Here is a 17,111-nt window from a genome sequence, read left to right as displayed (position 1 = left end):
AGAGGTTATTGACCTTCGATAGCGGTACGTAAGCCAGAAATCTTCATATTGAGGAAGGTTAGGCTGGTTTGATAATCCATGGAGTTTTGCGAGTATCTTGCCTGCTCTTTTCCTAGTTCGACCGTGTTTTGGTCGGCTGATGTTTGATAAGGCACGCGATAACTGGCTTGATAATTTCGGTCTGGAGACATACCGGCGTTGATCTGCAACATCACATTTTTGAAGTCGAGATCTCGCGCCTTGTAGCCTGGAGTCTCTGCATTGGCCAAATTACCAGCCAGCATCTTGCTGCGCTCGACTCTGAAATCTAACGTGTGCGGGTGAATGCCCAATGCGGCATCAAGGTTGATAGCCATTACGACTCCTAGTATGGTGTATCCAGTTTAATTACTGCTTGACTATTCAATTAGTGTGCCAATAGTTTTAGGTGAGGTTTTTCAATGGTTTGCATAAATGTGCGGCGCAAGATCGGAACCTGTGTTTCCTGCTTCCTCCTGTGTATTTCCGGTTTGTTTCCGCTGTTAAGTACCGCACAAACTGCGCTGGACGCACCGCAGCAAATAGATCAGGCATTTAGTCAGTTGTTATCTACAGAGTTAGAGTTATGGCAACAACAAGCCGGTTTAACTCAGCTAAGTTCTGATATTAAGATCAAGATACCCTCGGGTGCGAAGAGGTTAGAGCTTTGCCCTTCAAAGCTCATCATCGATGTCGGTTCTGGTATCCCTTTGGGCAATGTGCAGCGTAAGGTGAGTTGTGATGTTCTGGGCTGGAGTCTTTATGTTCGAGCGTCGGTAAGCGTTAGTGTAAAAATCCCCGTCGCCAATCGGGTGCTTAAGCGTGGGGAGCATATCTTGACCGCAGATATCGATTGGAAGGTGATTAAGTTGCGGCCATCTGATAGAGATTTAGTGACGGTTTTTGATGAAATTGTTGGTCGGCAGGTTGTGCGCAAGGTGCGTCGTTATCAGCCGATCAGGGCGTTGCAACTGAGTGCACCTCAGTGGGTCAATATTGGTGACCGAGTCATTATCGAAGCGAGAAGCAATGGTTTCTACGCCAACATGCCGGGCGAGGCGTTGGAAGGGGGCGGTGAGGGGGAGGCGATTCGGGTTAAGAACCTTAGCTCTGGCAAGATCATCTCCGCTTATCCGGTTGCTAAGGGACGGGTCGCAACGCAGTTTTAATGCCCTGATGGTGTAACGATTTATTAAATCGCGCTGCTATTTCAGAATGGGCTGTATGGTGTCGCTTTACTTCCTATAGTAGGCGTATTTGAGGCAGGCATTATGGAAATAAACAAGATAAACAGCACAATCAATGCTGAAATGGGCACAAGTAAGAGCAAGACTCAAAGCTTGCTCCAGCCGCAAGAGAGCCCCGTTTCTGCACAGATAAAACCTCAGCAAGAAGTGAGTGCAGACTGCAGGTTGATTGAACACAGTCAGCATCGCCTTGAGCAGTTGCCTGACTTTGATCTCGCCAAAGTTGCAGAGGTGCGTCAGTCGTTGATCGATGGCAGTTTTGACCTCGATCTTGAGAAGTTAACCGATGCTATGGTGTTACAGCATGGGTGAGTCGAGTCAGAGCATCAGTAAGCGAGAGTTAGTGCAGGGAATAGTGCGCGGCATTCGCCAAGATATTGAAGGCTATAAGCAGCTTAAAAGTCTGTTAAAGCGCCAACGAGAATTGATGCAACGTCGAGATAATGCGGGTCTTAAGCATCATAATGAACATCAATCGAGTTTGTGCGATAGCTTAATGAATAAGGCCAGCGAACGACGTAGGACCTTACAAAAATTAGGTTTTGCGGGTAATGCCAGTGGCATGGTGGCGCTAATTGCTAAGCTGCCTCCGTCGTCATCGGTGCAGGTGTCTATGTTGTGGGAAAATTTACTGTTGTTGGTGAAAGAGAGTCAGCAGGTGAATGAAGCCAACGGTAAGTTATTAGTGTCTCAGCAAGAGATTATTAACCAATTGCTGCAGCGCGAAAATGACAGTGCTATCGATTACGGCAATATACGTTAACCGCCAGTTTATTAGCGGGTCGCATAGCGCGCTGCTAGATCATCTAATTGTTTCTGCTCTTGCTTTTGCTGTAATAGATCACGCTGAAGCAATCTTTCTTTGTATAACCATTGTAAGCCTTGCTGGCGACCGAGCTGTTTACGCCAAAGCAGATGCATTCTTTGTTGCTCTTGTTGCAGTAATAACTGCTTGCGAGTTAATTGTTTCAACATGGGTTCGATGGCTTGGATCATCTGTGCGCTATTTTGCAGCATCATTACCGTACCGCCAGTAATATTGACTTGAGTGTAGTCGGTGACCATCTGTCCAAGCTGCAGCTTTTGCTGTGCTATGGTGTCTATCTTGCTCTGCGCTGCATTTCGCTGTAGCCCAAGTTGGCTGAGTTTTTTCTCTTCTTGCTGACATAATCTGAGTAATTGCTTCATCTAAATTTTTTCCACTATCTATTCGGCTGAAAGAGAAAAACCCATCTGACTAACTAATAGTTCTAAGGCGCTGAGGCTTTGATTCAGGTCGGCTTGGGTATGGGTCTCTTGGCGTAAGAATGCTGCCATTTGTGGATAGCTTTTTACTGCCATATCCATCTCAAGATCATGTCCTGCTTGGTAGCCACCTAAGGGTAATAGCTCTTTCACTTCGTTATAGCGGCTATTGAGATGACGAAACCACTGTCCCTGTTTTAGGCTATTTTGACTCGCAACCTGAGTGGCTAAGCGGCTGACTGAAGCGCCGATATCGATGGCTGGAAAGTGTCCCTGCTCTGCTAGCTTACGGCTAAGCACGATATGGCCATCAAGAATAGCTCGAGCGGAGTCGGCGATGGGATCTTGCTGATCATCACCTTCTGTTAATACGGTATAAAAGGCGGTCAGTGTACCGCTGGGGTGCTGACTGTTACCGGCCATTTCCACTAAGCTAGGCAGTTGCGCAAATGCTGACGGCGGGTAACCTTTGGTTGCAGGTGGCTCACCTAAACTCAGCGCAATTTCACGCTGGGCTTGTGCGTATCGAGTTAATGAGTCGACAAGTAGCAGCACCTGCTTACCTTGATCTCGGTAGGCCGCGGCAATGTGGTGACATAGGCGCATGGCGCGCATTCGCATTAAGGGCGTTGTATCGGCAGGGGCGGCAACTACTACGGCGCGTTTACGGCCCTCTTCGCCTAATGACTCTTCGATAAACTCTCTAACTTCTCGACCACGTTCACCAATTAACCCAACGACCACCACATCAGCTTCGGTGAAGCGTGTCATCATGCCTAACAGTACACTTTTACCAACACCAGAACCTGCAAACAGTCCGAGACGTTGACCACGGCCAACGGGGAGTAAGGCATTGATTGCGCGAATACCCACATCTAAAGGTTCGCGGATCGGCTTGCGTAGTAAAGGGTTAATGCCCTTAAACTGCAGAGGTACATGGGGAATATGTTTAATACTGCCTAAGTCATCGAGTGGCTGACCTAAGCCGTCGAGCACACGTCCGAGTAATCCAAGCCCTGTTGGTATTTGACTGCGCCCTTCAATGGGCATAACCCGAGAGCCTGGCATCAAACCGTTAGTGGGCTCAATGGGCATTAGACACAGGGTCTCTTTGTAAAAACCAACGACTTCGGCCTCGACTAATTGATTATCACGGCACTCGACATAACAGCGATCACCAGTACCAAGTTGGCAGCCGACGGCCTCGAGTAGCAAGCCGTTAACTCGGGTGAGTCGCCCGTAAACTTGGGCGACAGGGACCTTAGGCCAATCTAAAATATCTGCGTTAAACTTCAACGTCAGCCTCGTTTGCTGGGCTGCTTGTTTGCGGCGTATCTTGTAGGTGAGCTTCAACTTGAGCCATACAGCTGTTGAGGCGAGTCTCAACGGATGCATCTGCATCGGCTGTTTCACTGACAATACGGCATCCGCCAGCGCTGATGCTAGGGTCAGCGACTAAGGTCCAAGAGTCAATCTTGTCGGCAGCAAGCTCTTTGAGCTTATCAACAGCACTAGGTTCTAAATGAATTTTAACTTGGCTCGGATCATCGGGCAGGGCTGATAAGGTTTCTTCAATCAAGTTTAAAATTTGCTGTGGCTGCAGGGTGAGTTCACAGCGAATAACCTGCAAAGACACTCGTCGCACAAGATCGAGGATCAATGATTGCTGCTGTAGGATCTGCTGATTGTGACCCTCTTCCAGTAATGCTTTTAGCGCGCCTAATGGGGCAATAATACTGTTAAGTTGGTCATCGATATTGTCTTTGCCTTTTTGCTGACCTTCAATGCGACCTTGGTTAAAGCCCGCAGCATAGCCAGATTGGCGACCTTCCTCTTCACCAGAGCTAAACCCGGCTTGATGCCCTTTGTGTACACCTTCATCGTAGCCTTTATCGAATGCTTGCTGGAAGTCTTGCCAATTAGCGCCTTCAGTGCCGTTTTCGGTGAGAGGGGCCGTTAGAGGCGAAAAACGATGACGGCGAGCATGATGGCCTACAAGACGCCAACGTGGATCGGATTTTGTAAGGAATGGGCTCATTACTCTACCACCTGCTCTTCAAATAACTGTAGTTCGATTTCACCTTCATCCATCATCTGCTTAGCCAGCTCCATAATCTCTTTACGCGCTGCTATCGCTTGGCTTAATGGCACTGTACCAATCGCTTCTACTTGGGTTTCAATTGCCGAAGACATACGTTTTGGTAGGGCTGCAAGTAATGTCATCTTAAGTTCGTTTTCAATACCTTTAAGCGCTAATGCCAATACATCGGCAGGTACAACGGCCATGATCTCTTGTAAGGTTTCAGGCTTTTGACGACCTAAAATAATGAAGTCGAACATGTTGTCGGCCACGTTGCTGGCGAGTTGCTTGTCATGTAGCTTGAGCATTTCCATCAACTGCTCTCTGTCACCATCAAATCGATTGAGAATATCGGCAACTTGACGCACACCACTAATTTGGGTGTGACTTTTCTCCATTGCCATTAGCATGCAGCGCTCGACCAGTTGCTTTAGTTCATCAACCACTTCTCGGTCTAAATCACCAAGCTGAGCTATACGGACAAGCACTTCATCTTGTCCTTCTGCCGGAAGCCCATGTAGTACTTGAGCGGCACTTTCTGGCGGTAATAAACCTAATAGTACGGCTTGTAGCTGGCAGTGTTCATTGGCAATCTCTCGTGCGAGTAACTGAGGGTCAACCCATTCGAGTCGCTTAACTAGTACCTTAATTTCATCGCCATAAATACTGTCGATGAGGCTTTTGGCGACCCTATCTCCGAGCGCCAGATCTAAGGTTTTTTGTAAGTAGGTACGCGACGCTCTGGCGATCCCTGACTGCTCTTGATAGCGGGTAAAAAATCGACCCAATACGGCCTCGGCTTCATGCTGAGTAATACTCGATAACCGCGCCATCTTATGACTTAGGTGCTGTACATCATTGCGATCTAAATGCGCCATGACCTGTGCCGCACCTTTTTCACCCATGCTAAGCAGCAACATGGCTGCTTGTTCTAGGTTGTCCATCTTGATTGTGAGTTCATTATTCACTGTTCGATTTGCCTATTCTTTTAACGCTAAATGCAATGGGTTTATTAAGCTTGATGAGTGTTTTGCTCACTCTCTCTGTCGCTAATCCAATGGGAAATGACCTCGGCAACTCTTGCTGGTTCTTGGTTGGCGAGTAGACTTAGGTGTTCCATCTGCACTGTCAAAGGCGATCCCGGAGCCGGTAAACTCAGATTACTGGTCCAGTTGCTGTTGATGTTGGCATTATTGTTTGCAAGCAAATTATCGGCCGCGGCTTGGACTGCATCTTGGTTTAAATCTGCTGCTGCTTCTGCTGGTGGCATCAATGGCGTCGGCGTTGCTGTCTGTGTGTCTTTAATATTGTGTTCAACGGTACGAGTTAGATGCTGCACCAGCGGGCGTAATACAAAGAAGATCATGCCTAGGCCTAAAATCGCGCCGATAAAATAGCGCAAATAGGCTTGATAGCTTTCACCTTGCCACCAAGGTAGCGGTTCAAATTCAGCAATTTTTACAGGGGCAAAGTTAAAGCTGCTGATACTAAACTGATCACCACGAGCTGCTGAGTAACCAATCGCGTCCTGCACCATGGTGCTCATCTGGTCGAGTTGCGGTTGAGTCCAGCCTGTTTCCCCTGCTGTTTGGTTGTTGAGCAGTACCGAGATCGACAGGTTTTCTAGCTGCATCTGCTGGTAGCGGGTGTGCTTAACTGAGCGACCGACTTCAAACTGGCGGCTTTCTTGTTGGTTTAGATTGCTCGTGCTGTTATTGGTCGCCGCATTTGCCGCTGGTGGCTGGTTACTCAGTGCGCCTGGAATGCCGAGCGCCATATCACCATTTGTTTGGTTCGTGCTTTGCTTTTCTTGGCTAACAACGGTTTGAGGATCGAGGGACTCACGAGTCTCTTCTACCTGGTTAAAGTTGACCAGTGCTGCCACTTGTACTTGAAAGTTGTCTTGACCAAGAATAGGGAGCAGCATGCTAGATGCGCGATTGATAAGACTTTCTTCTAGCTCTTGGGTGTACAGCAATTGTTTATCACGTGCTTGGCTTAGATCTTGATTAGCATTAATTGCCGAACTGAGATGATTACCTTCTTGGTCAACAATTTGTACTCGCTCTGGTGTCATGCCTGTCACACTACCTGCAACTAAATTTGCGATAGAGGTGATCTGTTGGGCTTGTAGCTGTTGTCCCGCGTAGAGATCTAACATTACCGAGGCTGAAGGTAATTCAGGTTGCTGACGAATAAATAGGGTCTTTTTCGGAATGGCTAAGTGGACGCGAGCAGCCTTGACCGCTTTTAGCGCCATGATAGTGCGCGAGAGTTCACCTTCGAGGCTATAGCGATACTTGGCTTGCTCCATAAATTGGCTGGTACCGATAGCCGAAGCGTCGAGCGACTCCATTCCTGATGGGACTTTGGCTTTAACACCGCGAGCAGCAAGCACCATACGGGCGTTGCCGAGTTTATCTTCAGGAACCATTACCAAACCTGATGTTGGGTCAAGGCGGTAGCTAATGCCTTCGGCTTCGAGCACCTCAATAATGTGCGAAGTTTCGACATTTTCTTGATTGCCATATAGAGGGCTATAACCTTGGCCTGTGCTCCATAGCATTAACACGATTACGCAGGCTGCAACTATCGCGAGAATGCCGAGTGTCGCAGCATGTCGGTCTCCTCGACTGAACTGATGCCATTTCTGTTTCAGCGAGTTAATACGATCATTGTTGCCATTTACACCTGTCATGACAGGGCTGGTTTGAGTCAATGTGGTTGACATGCTTTTAGTTATCCTTGCTCAAAAAGACTGTTGAGTTTTTGGGCGTTAATACAAGAGTGGTTATAGGGTGCGGCATGATTTAGATCGGCATTTTCATTACGTCATCGAATGCCTGCACTAGGCGATTTCGAATTTGAATCATGGCCGAAAATGCAAGGCTAGACTTTTGAGACGCAACCATGGCGCCAACAAGGTCGTCGCTCTGACCACTATCTACGGCAGCCACCAAGGCTGATGATGCATTTTGATCAGCATTGATGGAGGCAACTTTATGCTTCATTAACTCTGTGAACGAAGCCGGTTGTAGGCCAAAATCTCGCGGATTGGGGCCGACTTTAATCGCTCCCTTTGCCATCTCTGAATGAATATTGAGTTGCTGGATCATTGACTGGGTGCTGGCGATGTTGGCATTTGACATATGTGCTCCTTATTTATCTTTAAAAGCTGGTTATGCAGCATGACCCGATTGCGACAGGATCTGGTCGATATCAATGCCTTCTTCACGCATTTGTACTAGCTTGTATCTTAATGCTCTGGTCGTCATACCTAAGGCTTGAGCCGTGTTACTGCGGTGGCCGTTATAGCGCTTAAGGGTATCTATGAGGTATTGGAATTCAGCTTGGCGTTTTGAGGCTTTAAGCCCTAACTCATTTTGTTCTACCAAGGCTGAACCGTCTTGATTGACTAAACCAAGCTCTTCTGCTTGTAAGGCTTGTCCACGGCGCATAACAAGCGCTCGTTGAATGGTATTTTCTAGCTCTCGCACATTACCGGGCCAGTCGTGGCTTAAGAGTAAGTTTCGTGCTTGTTCACTGAAGTAGCATTGCTGATTAGCCGCCAGAATTTTATATCGTTGTAGAAAATGGTCAGCAATAGGCAGAATATCTTCACGTCTCTGGCGCAGTGGCGATATCTTGATAGGCAGTACATCTAAGCGGTAGAAGAGATCTTCTCTAAATTTACCGTCTTGCACTGCTTGGCGTAGATCTTTATTGGTGGCGGCAATGACCCGGATATCTAGCGTAATCGATTTGTGACTGCCTAGTCGTTCAACCTCTCTCTCTTGTAGGACTCGCAGTAGCTTGGCCTGCAAAAGCAGTGGCATTTCGCCGATTTCGTCGAGCAGCAATGTGCCGCCATTGGCGAGTTCGAATTTACCTGGCTGGTCTGTTGTTGCACCGGTAAAGGCCCCTTTGATGTGGCCAAACAGAATCGACTCTAAAATACTTTCAGGGATAGCAGCACAATTAATCGCGATAAAGGCTTTATCTGCACGATTAGAATGGCGGTGAATATAGCGGGCGAGCGGCTCTTTGCCGGTACCGCTTTCACCGGTGAGTAGCACGGTCGCTTCGGTATTGGCGGCGCGATGAGCCAGCATCAATAGTTGGCGACTAACAGGGGCCGCACAAATTAACTCATTATTGGGCAGCTCTAATCGGCGTAACCTTTGTAGTAGTGAGCACAGTTGCTCTTCATCTATTGGCAGTAACAAATAATCTTGTACACCGCACTGCATCGCGATACTGGCTAACTCTGTTTGTTCGGGATCGAGTAGGGCGACTTGATGCTTGCCCGGAAATTGTCGTAACTGTGCGGCCACATTTTGATTGCTGCAATGAGACAGGTTGATCAAGCTTAACCAAGGGCGATTGTTATTATCGGATTGCCATAGATTAAAGCCTTGTTGTATCAACTTACTTTGACTCGATTGCGTCAACTCTGTATCGACAAACCTTAAACTAGAACGATTCATTTTTAGCTCTCAAAGCTGAGGTTACTGCAGCATTTTTCGCTGATTTGACTAAGCGTAAAGTGACTCGACGGTTTAGCTCTCGTCCTTCAGTGTTGTTATTGCTGGCGATTGGGGCTCGGGTACCGTGATGACGTGTTTGGATCATCTGTGCCGGAACGCCTAGCTCTATTAACCGAGAGACCACTTCGTCGGCGCGTTCTTTACTGAGTATCAAGTTTGCCAAGTGGTCACCAGAAGCATCGGCGTGACCGTCGATCAGCACTTCAACGATACTAGGATCTGCTTGCAGGTAACGGTAAATAGCATACAGGTCTTGTTCATGAGATGTATTTAACAAACTTGAACTTGGGGCAAATAAGAACTCTAGACGTCGCAAATAGGTAAAAGGTTGCGGCAGCAATTGTTGACGACAGAGCCTAAATTGATTGGCTATAGAACTCGTCGATATAGGGCTAGAGCTTATTTGGTAGCCACTACTATCGGCGCTCTTGATATTGACTTGCCAGGTATACCCTTGCTCTAGCGCTTCTAAAAAGGCTGCGGTATTTTTTTGGCTGATTGCCTGTGAGCCAAACCAGTGCAGTGAGGTCGTGGCGATAGGCTGATGCGCTTGTTCCTGCCAAGAAGCGGGAACGACAGAGGCTTGGCTCTGAGCGTTATGTAAACTAAGCCAGTCAGCTTGCAAAGCAAAACTCAGTGCTTCACCTGGGTTCGCTTTTAATGCGAGCGTACCGAAGCTTGCGACTCTATGAGTAATCTCGCAGCCAAATTGATCGCCTACAAATTGCCAGTGAGCTTTTTCAAAAGGAGTTTGATAGTTAATTGGTGCCGCAAATGCGTTATTTGTGATGTTTTTACAAATAAAAACAAAACAGATTAATATATAAACTGATAGTTTCAATTTCCAATAACCCTTAAAAGTAGATACTGTGATTTATTGTTTTTATATTTGTCTTTTTAAGGTTGCCAATTAAACACGTAATACTAAACTATGTAAAACTTTTTATTTGTATTTTGTGCTTGAATCAGATTTTTAAAACTTTAGTTAAAGTTAAGTGTATTTGGTTCAGATGTGATGTAAGCTTGCTGCCATTATTTAACAGCGTTAAATTGTTCGATTTTAATACGTGTTGCTTTTTATCTCTTTGTTTTTGATGAAGGTGTGGCTTTGTAGGTGCTTGTTTTTAAAGTATATTTTAATTTGGTTGAAAAAATAACAAAATAAATTAAAGTTTTCTTTAATACAGTCGCTTTATAGGTGGGTTTTATTTTTTGCTTTTTGGGTGGCTTGTTTAATGTTAATTCTTTTTGTTGGTGTAAATAATATTCCAGCTGATTATTGAAAGTGATTTTTTATTTAGCCATTATTTTGTCGCGCGTCATTTAAATAGCTCTTTTATTTTTTCGTCGATTATTTGACGTTATTTTGTTGTGGAATTTAGGATGAAAACAACCGCTAAAGCCAATTTGATCAAATCGAGCCAAGGGATAGATGTAAGGCCTGTGGTCTTGATAAAGGAAAAGTTGGCTAGAAGTCGATTATTAATGCAATTAGAGTCATGTCGGCGACCTATAATGGATGCTGTTAATGAATTGCTGACGCCTATAACTCGACAGGGACATTACGCTTTATCAAAAGTATCGTTGAGTGCAAAAACTAATGTCGTTAATCCTCAATTACATCATGCTTGGTTTTTGCTTAGTTATAACCGTGTCGATCTGGGGTGGTGGTTAATAGATAAGTGCACTTTAGATCAGCTTGCAAGTGGCTACTATGGTAGCTGCTCTAGTGCGCTAAAGTCTCCTATGAGAGCACCGAGTCAGTCTGAATTTCGCTTAGTTAAACGTTTGATGATGGCGGTGATAAAAACACTGCCGATAACGGAGATAGATGAAGAAAAACTGGAGCTGGAATTGGTGATGAATACCACACCGATTAAAGCGCCAGTGTGCTGTGAGTTATCTTTCCCTGCTGCCCATGCAGGTCCTTCAATCTGCTTTTATATGGCAGAGTACCTATTAGAGTTGATGGCTGAACAGCCAAGCCAATATCAGGCTGATCCAGCCTTATCTGAAAAGTTGGCGCATCGACTCAAACAGATCCCATTGCGAACATTACTCGAATTGGGGCATCAGAGCATGCCTGTTACTTCTCTACAGAGTTTGGTTGTTGGCGATATTCTGCCGATGAATTTGCATTCTCGCTGCCCTGTTACCGTGGGTAAACGTCCACTTTTTTACGCCACAGTTCATACCCATGAGGGACAGATGGTGGCCAAATTGACCCAAGAAGCCTTTCAAATGGAGGAACAATCCAATGGCTGAACATAATATTCTACAAGATGAAGACTTTTTACTCGATGATGATTTTTTTGCCGATGAGCAAAGCCGTGAGCCAAAAGTTCAAGCTAAGCCGGTAAGAGATATGTCTTTTTTCAATCAGCTTCCGGTACATGTGACTTTAGAGCTTGCTAGCGTAGAGATGTCTCTCGGCGAGTTGGCACAGATGGGTGAAGGTGATGTTGTGGCACTCGATCGTATGGTGGGAGAGCCATTGGATATTAGAGTTAATGGTGCCTTATTAGGACGTGGGGAAGTAGTTGAAGTGAATGGTCGTTATGGTGTGCGCTTGCTCGAAGTGGAAGCGACCAGCCTAACTGGAGCTGTTGACTAACTATGTGGCGAGTGTTGCTGGTTTTTGGGTTGTGTTTTTCATCGGCGGCTTATGCGAGTGATGGATTAACGTTATTTTCTCTAGCTGATGGTGATAAGACACAAGCTGTGAGTGTAAAGCTGGAAATCTTAGCCTTGATGACAGTGCTGAGTTTTCTGCCCGCATTATTAATGATGCTCACCAGCTTCACTCGAATAATTGTAGTGTTAGCCATTCTACGTCAAGCCTTAGGTTTGCAGCAAAGCCCGCCAAACAAGGTATTAATCGGTATCGCTTTAGTGATGACCATTTTTATTATGCGACCCGTTGGACAAGAGATCTATGACGATGCTTTTCTACCCTACGATATGGGGCAGATAGAGCTTCCTGAGGCTGTGGCACGTGGCGAGGTGCCATTGCGTCAATTTATGTTGGCGCAAACCCGAGAAACTGATCTTGAGCAGATGCTAAAAATTGCTGATGAACCTACCATATTAACCGCTGATGAAATCCCCTTTTTTGTACTCATGCCTGCATTTGTATTGAGCGAGTTAAAGACGGCATTCCAGATTGGTTTCCTGCTGTTTTTACCTTTTTTGGTGATCGATCTGGTGGTCGCCAGCGTGCTGATGTCTATGGGGATGATGATGCTGTCGCCACTAATTATCTCTTTGCCCTTTAAATTAATGGTGTTTGTGTTAGTCGATGGTTGGTCGATGACGGTGAGTACCTTGGTGGCAAGTTATGGTTAGCGCATTGTTTAATCGTAATATTTGTCCGCAGAGAGATTGTTGATGAAGACAGTTAATAATGATGAAACACTTAATATTTCAATCATAGACATGATTTACCTGACGTTGAGTTTATTGGTGTCAGCGTTAGTTATATTCAATGATTGGCCGGCAGTGATTAGCTTTTTGATCAATAGAGTCGCTTAGCGCAATGGGTGTAAATGAACTCACAGCGCTATTTGCTGAAGCTATCTTTCTTGTCGTCGCTATGGTGGGCGTTTTGGTTGTACCAGGGTTAATGGTCGGCTTGTTTATTGCGGTTTTTCAAGCAGCGACTCAGGTGAATGAACAAACTCTTAGCTTTTTACCAAGGCTGGTGATCACTTTATTGATGGTTGTGTTTGCGGGAGAGTGGTTGCTGATGAAAATTTGCGACTTTTTTGATCGCTTATTTCTAAATATTCCCCATCTTATTGGCTGAGGACGAATAGCTTGTTATCGCTTACCTCAATCCAGAATAGCAGTGTTATCGAAACCTCTTATTGGCTATGTATGGCTCGTTTACCGTTATTGAACCTAGTCCATCTGGAGGCTGCTAAAGCTTACCGGATAAGGAGGTATATTTGCTGTCACTGACCTCTGTCCAGATAAGTACTTTTATTGGTACGTTTTGGTGGCCATTTTGCCGCATTATGGGGGCATTTATGGTGATGCCTTTTCTGGGTAATAACTACATTCCTGCCACGGTTCGTATCCTATTAGCTCTTAGTATATCGGCGCTAATCGCCCCTATGCTACCGCCTTTTCCGGAGGTTGATGCAGTCTCTTTTCAGGCATTGATATTAGGGCTAGAACAATTGCTAATTGGTTTTATGCTGGCACTATTCTTGTCCATTATGATCCATGTTTTAACCTTATTTGGCGCGATGATGTCGATGCAAATGGGCTTGTCGATGGCGGTGATGAATGACCCGTCCAGTGGTGGCTCAAACCCCATTCTTGGACTGTGGTTTATGTTATATGGCACGCTGTTATTTTTAGCACTAGATGGCCATTTGGTGGCCATTGGCATCTTAGTGGATAGTTTTAGGTTGTGGCCAATTGGGATGGGCGTGTTTGATTTACCCTTAATGGGACTCATTGCGCGTTTCTCTTGGATTTTTGCCGCCGCTTTTATGTTGGCACTGCCTGCTATTCTGGCCATGTTAGTGGTCAATCTTACCTTTGGTGTATTGAGCCGCGCTGCACCGTCATTAAATGTATTCGCCTTAGGCTTTCCTATGTCGATGTTGATGGGGTTGCTATGCGTATTTTTCTCATTCAGTGGATTACCGACTCGTTATAGCGACCTCTGTTTAGATGCGTTATCTGCTATGTACCAGTTTATTGGTGGTACAGCGTGAGCAATAAAGACTCTGGCCAGAGTAAAACAGAAAAAGCGACCCCGCAGAAATTAAAGAATGCCCGTGAACAGGGGCAGGTTCCACGCTCAAAAGATCTGGCTTCTTCGGCGTTGATCATCGGGTGTTCTCTATTACTGACAACAACGGCTGATTGGATTGCCGCTAAGGTTGCAGCAATGACACGAATCAATATGTCATTTACCAAAGCGCAGCTGGATGAGCCCGGAATGATGACGCGCCATTTAGCCTACTCCCTATTGGAAGTGTTAAATATTCTTGGGCCACTGTTTTTGATGGTGGCGTTAATTGCCATGGTGGCTGGCGCTATGCCGGGGGGGCCGATACTTAACTTTAACAATGCTAACTTTAAATACAGCCGTATCGACCCGATTGCTGGATTGGGGCGGATGGCGTCGGTTAAGTCGTTGGTTGAGTTGGTAAAATCCATTCTAAAAATAGTCTTGCTTATTGGTATCATGCTGCTGTTTTTGCAGAAGAACTTTCAAGCCTTGATGGCAGTGAGTCAGCTGCCTATCGACGAAGCCGTTACGCGCGGTATTGAGATGTTGAGTTTGGCTATGCTCTATATGGGGTTAGGTCTGCTGGTGATCACTTTTATCGATGTGCCGTATCAGTATTGGCATCATCATAAAGAGCTAAGAATGTCACTGCAAGAAGTGAAAGATGAGCATAAGCAGCAAGATGGTAAACCTGAAATCAAGGCTAAGATCCGCCAAATGCAGCAACGTCTTAGCCGTTCACGAGCCGATATTTCGGTGCCTAAAGCCGACGTATTATTAGTTAACCCAAGTCATTATGCGGTCGCGCTTAAATATGACATGACCAAGGCTGATGCGCCTTATGTATTGGCTAAGGGCACCGATGAGTTAGCGCTCTATATGCGTGATATTGCTAAGCGTAGTGGGGTCGAGGTCATTGAATTACCACCACTGACTCGTGCCATCTACTACTCGACTCAAATTGAACAGCAGATCCCAGCGGGCTTATTTGTCGCTATCGCCCACATTCTGAGTTATGTGATGCAACTGAGAGCGGCAAGACAAGGCAAACAGGCTAAGCCTGAGCCTTTGCCACACTTCTATATTCCTAAAAATTTACAACATGATTAAAGGTTATTTGTATTAATGAACTGGTTTAAGCGTACTTTTGCCGGTAGCCCAGGCTATATCGGCATTCCAATCATGCTACTTGCAGTCTTGGCTATGGTGATCTTGCCATTGCCGCCATGGTTATTGGATATCTTATTTACCTTCAATATTGTGCTCGCAGTGATGGTGCTATTGGTGGGTGTTTCAATTCGTAGGCCATTAGAGTTTTCGGTATTCCCGACCGTCTTGCTGCTTGCGACTTTACTGCGTTTAACGCTAAACGTGGCCTCGACTCGAGTGGTATTGATTGAAGGCCATGAAGGGGGAGATGCTGCAGGTAAAGTGATTCAGGCCTTTGGTGAGGTGGTGATCGGCGGCAACTATGTTGTCGGTGCGGTGATTTTCTTAATCTTGATGATCATTAACTTTGTGGTGATCACCAAAGGTGGCGAGCGAATTTCAGAGGTGTCGGCACGTTTCACCCTAGACGCTTTGCCCGGTAAGCAGATGGCAATTGATGCCGACCTGAATGCCGGTGTATTGTCACAGGATCAGGCCAGAGATAGACGTCAAGAGGTTGCGCGTGAAGCCGACTTCTATGGCTCGATGGATGGTGCCTCTAAGTTTGTGCGTGGTGACGCGATTGCCAGTATTTTGATCTTAGTGATTAATATGCTCGGTGGTTTGGCGATCGGTATTTTCATGCATGATCTCAGCACCAGTGAAGCATTTAAGACCTATGCATTATTGACGATTGGTGATGGCTTGGTAGCGCAAATACCGTCGTTGCTACTCGCAACCGCTGCCGCAATTATCGTAACGCGTGTCTCTGATGCTGAAGAGATGCCAGAGCAATTGCGTCAGCAGTTGTTGGCAAACCCTAAAACGTTAGTCACCTCAGCGGGGGTCATGTTTATTCTTGGCATCGTGCCTGGTATGCCAACGTTTGTGTTCTTGTCATTTGCTGTCATCTTAGGATTTGTGGCTTGGAAGCAGAGTCAACTTCAGCCAGAAATTGCTGAATCTAAAGTAGAACAATTACGGGAAACTAGCCTAAGTGAACCTTCGGCGCCGAGTTGGGACGCACTGCCTTATACCGATTTAATCGAGGTACGTTTAGGTTATCGCTTGGTGCATTTAGTTGAGCGCAGCAAAGGCGCTGAACTGCAAAAGCGTTTAACCGGGATCCGTCGCACCTTGTCTGAGCAGGCGGGTTTTTTGCTGTCTGAAGTGCGGGTCCGCGATAACTTGTCGCTGGCTCCCAATGCATACCAGATTAATTTGATGGGGAACCCGGTCGTTACCGCAGAGCTGGAACCTGAACGTCTAATGGCGATTAAGAGTGGCCCTGTGTTTGGTGATATAGATGGAGTCATCACCAAGGAGCCAGCCTATCAGATGGATGCCATCTGGATTGAGCAAGACAATAAAGCTAAAGCGCTAAACCTTGGGTACTCCGTGGTGGATAACGCTACGGTTATTGCAACTCATGTGAGTAAGCTTATTCGTGAGTCGTTGCCTGATATGTTGCAGCATGATGATGTGCTTGCCTTGAGTGACCGCTTAGCCAAGCAAAGTCCAAAATTGGCTGAGTCACTCAATAGCGCCCTAACGCCAATTTTACAGTTGAAGGTGTATCGTTTACTGCTTAAAGAGCAGGTGTCGCTGAAAGATATTCGCACCATTGCCACCACTTTGCTTGATTGCAGTGAAAATAGTAAAGATCCTGTGTTGCTTGCAGCCGATGTACGCTGCGCGCTGCGTCACTCTATTTTGCATTCTATTGTGGGTACTGAGCCTAAGCTCAATGTCATGACTCTGGCACCTGAACTAGAACAAACTCTGATGTCAGCGCTTAATCAATCTCAGCAGCAAGGTAAAGGCTCGCTCGATAGTTTTCCGGTCGATCCTCAATTGCTGGCCCAGTTGCAGCAACGTATGCCGCAGTTATTGGCGCAAGCAAAAGAGCATGGCCACAGTCCGCTATTGTTGGTGTCACCGCAATTACGGCCTATCTTGGCTCGCTATGCGCTAGCCTTTGCTCGCGGGCTACATGTGCTGTCTTATAATGAGATCCCAGAGACTCGGGAGCTAATGGTTGCAGGGCAGTTAGGTTAATTGAACACAAAAAAGGGATA

At 46.1% G+C, this 17,111-nt stretch carries 19 protein-coding genes; 10 read left to right on the top strand and 9 right to left on the bottom strand.

The window, feature by feature from the left end; genetic code table 11:
* Nucleotides 1–5 precede the first annotated feature (5 nt).
* Complete coding sequence (locus tag ACVBIK_RS09935; RefSeq protein WP_447161007.1) at nt 6–356, bottom strand: flagellar basal body rod protein FlgB; 351 nt, start codon at nt 354–356, stop codon at nt 6–8.
* A gap of 99 nt (nt 357–455) precedes the next feature.
* On the opposite strand from ACVBIK_RS09935, the gene flgA reads away from it, so the two are divergent.
* The 3 genes from flgA to flgN all read left to right on the top strand — a co-directional run bounded on the left by flgA (nt 456) and on the right by flgN (nt 2,028).
* Nucleotides 456–1,187, top strand: coding sequence for a flagellar basal body P-ring formation chaperone FlgA (gene flgA, locus ACVBIK_RS09930; RefSeq protein WP_447161008.1), 732 nt, complete (start codon nt 456–458; stop codon nt 1,185–1,187).
* A 102-nt stretch (nt 1,188–1,289) separates the two neighbouring features.
* Nucleotides 1,290–1,577, top strand: coding sequence for a flagellar biosynthesis anti-sigma factor FlgM (gene flgM / locus ACVBIK_RS09925; protein ID WP_447161009.1), 288 nt, complete (start codon nt 1,290–1,292; stop codon nt 1,575–1,577).
* Entirely contained in the window at nt 1,570–2,028 is a 459-nt protein-coding gene (gene flgN, locus ACVBIK_RS09920) for a flagellar export chaperone FlgN (RefSeq protein ID WP_447161010.1), read from the top strand. Before flgM ends, flgN begins: the two co-directional genes overlap by 8 nt.
* A gap of 11 nt (nt 2,029–2,039) precedes the next feature.
* On the opposite strand, the gene ACVBIK_RS09915 is transcribed toward flgN, so the two are convergent.
* The 8 genes from ACVBIK_RS09915 to ACVBIK_RS09880 all read right to left on the bottom strand — a co-directional run bounded on the left by ACVBIK_RS09915 (nt 2,040) and on the right by ACVBIK_RS09880 (nt 9,978).
* Nucleotides 2,040–2,453 carry a hypothetical protein gene (locus ACVBIK_RS09915; protein ID WP_447161011.1) on the bottom strand — a complete coding sequence of 138 codons (414 nt, stop codon included), beginning with the start codon at nt 2,451–2,453 and terminating at the stop codon, nt 2,040–2,042.
* 18 nt (nt 2,454–2,471) lie between these two features.
* Nucleotides 2,472–3,806, bottom strand: coding sequence for a FliI/YscN family ATPase (locus tag ACVBIK_RS09910; RefSeq protein WP_447161012.1), 1,335 nt, complete (start codon nt 3,804–3,806; stop codon nt 2,472–2,474).
* Nucleotides 3,796–4,548 (bottom strand): flagellar assembly protein FliH, encoded by a 753-nt coding sequence (fliH, locus tag ACVBIK_RS09905; RefSeq protein WP_447161013.1) that lies wholly within the window; start codon nt 4,546–4,548, stop codon nt 3,796–3,798. The genes ACVBIK_RS09910 and fliH overlap by 11 nt, the downstream gene beginning before the upstream one ends.
* Nucleotides 4,548–5,534 (bottom strand): flagellar motor switch protein FliG, encoded by a 987-nt coding sequence (locus ACVBIK_RS09900; protein WP_447161101.1) that lies wholly within the window; start codon nt 5,532–5,534, stop codon nt 4,548–4,550. The genes fliH and ACVBIK_RS09900 overlap by 1 nt, the downstream gene beginning before the upstream one ends.
* Nucleotides 5,535–5,602: 68 nt before the next feature.
* A complete protein-coding gene (gene fliF, locus ACVBIK_RS09895; protein ID WP_447169585.1) occupies nt 5,603–7,321 on the bottom strand; it encodes a flagellar basal-body MS-ring/collar protein FliF in 1,719 nt (572 codons plus the stop codon).
* Nucleotides 7,322–7,400: 79 nt separating this feature from the next.
* Nucleotides 7,401–7,739 (bottom strand): flagellar hook-basal body complex protein FliE, encoded by a 339-nt coding sequence (gene fliE / locus ACVBIK_RS09890; protein ID WP_447161015.1) that lies wholly within the window; start codon nt 7,737–7,739, stop codon nt 7,401–7,403.
* Between the two features lie 30 nt (nt 7,740–7,769).
* Nucleotides 7,770–9,077 (bottom strand): sigma-54 interaction domain-containing protein, encoded by a 1,308-nt coding sequence (locus ACVBIK_RS09885; RefSeq protein WP_447169584.1) that lies wholly within the window; start codon nt 9,075–9,077, stop codon nt 7,770–7,772.
* Complete coding sequence (locus tag ACVBIK_RS09880) at nt 9,064–9,978, bottom strand: OmpA family protein (RefSeq protein ID WP_447164194.1); 915 nt, start codon at nt 9,976–9,978, stop codon at nt 9,064–9,066. The genes ACVBIK_RS09885 and ACVBIK_RS09880 overlap by 14 nt, the downstream gene beginning before the upstream one ends.
* Nucleotides 9,979–10,520: 542 nt before the next feature.
* Between ACVBIK_RS09880 and ACVBIK_RS09875 the strand changes: the two genes are divergently transcribed.
* The 7 genes from ACVBIK_RS09875 (at nt 10,521) to flhA (ending at nt 17,091) form a co-directional block, all read left to right on the top strand.
* A complete protein-coding gene (locus ACVBIK_RS09875; RefSeq protein ID WP_447169583.1) occupies nt 10,521–11,402 on the top strand; it encodes a FliM/FliN family flagellar motor switch protein in 882 nt (293 codons plus the stop codon).
* The gene (gene fliN / locus ACVBIK_RS09870) at nt 11,395–11,751 is read left to right on the top strand and encodes a flagellar motor switch protein FliN (protein ID WP_447161019.1); all 357 of its coding nucleotides are present in this window, start codon (nt 11,395–11,397) and stop codon (nt 11,749–11,751) included. Before ACVBIK_RS09875 ends, fliN begins: the two co-directional genes overlap by 8 nt.
* A gap of 2 nt (nt 11,752–11,753) precedes the next feature.
* Complete coding sequence (fliP, locus tag ACVBIK_RS09865; RefSeq protein WP_447169582.1) at nt 11,754–12,482, top strand: flagellar type III secretion system pore protein FliP; 729 nt, start codon at nt 11,754–11,756, stop codon at nt 12,480–12,482.
* Between the two features lie 190 nt (nt 12,483–12,672).
* Nucleotides 12,673–12,942 carry a flagellar biosynthetic protein FliQ gene (locus ACVBIK_RS09860; RefSeq protein ID WP_447161021.1) on the top strand — a complete coding sequence of 90 codons (270 nt, stop codon included), beginning with the start codon at nt 12,673–12,675 and terminating at the stop codon, nt 12,940–12,942.
* A 142-nt stretch (nt 12,943–13,084) separates the two neighbouring features.
* Nucleotides 13,085–13,864 carry a flagellar biosynthetic protein FliR gene (fliR, locus tag ACVBIK_RS09855; protein WP_447169581.1) on the top strand — a complete coding sequence of 260 codons (780 nt, stop codon included), beginning with the start codon at nt 13,085–13,087 and terminating at the stop codon, nt 13,862–13,864.
* Nucleotides 13,861–14,994, top strand: coding sequence for a flagellar biosynthesis protein FlhB (gene flhB, locus ACVBIK_RS09850; RefSeq protein WP_447169580.1), 1,134 nt, complete (start codon nt 13,861–13,863; stop codon nt 14,992–14,994). The genes fliR and flhB overlap by 4 nt, the downstream gene beginning before the upstream one ends.
* A 15-nt stretch (nt 14,995–15,009) precedes the next feature.
* A complete protein-coding gene (gene flhA, locus ACVBIK_RS09845; RefSeq protein WP_447161024.1) occupies nt 15,010–17,091 on the top strand; it encodes a flagellar biosynthesis protein FlhA in 2,082 nt (693 codons plus the stop codon).
* The last annotated feature ends 20 nt before the right edge of the window (nt 17,092–17,111 follow it).

Source organism: Shewanella sp. 125m-1 (assembly GCF_052977065.1).
This window is presented reverse-complemented; position numbering and strand designations above follow the sequence as displayed.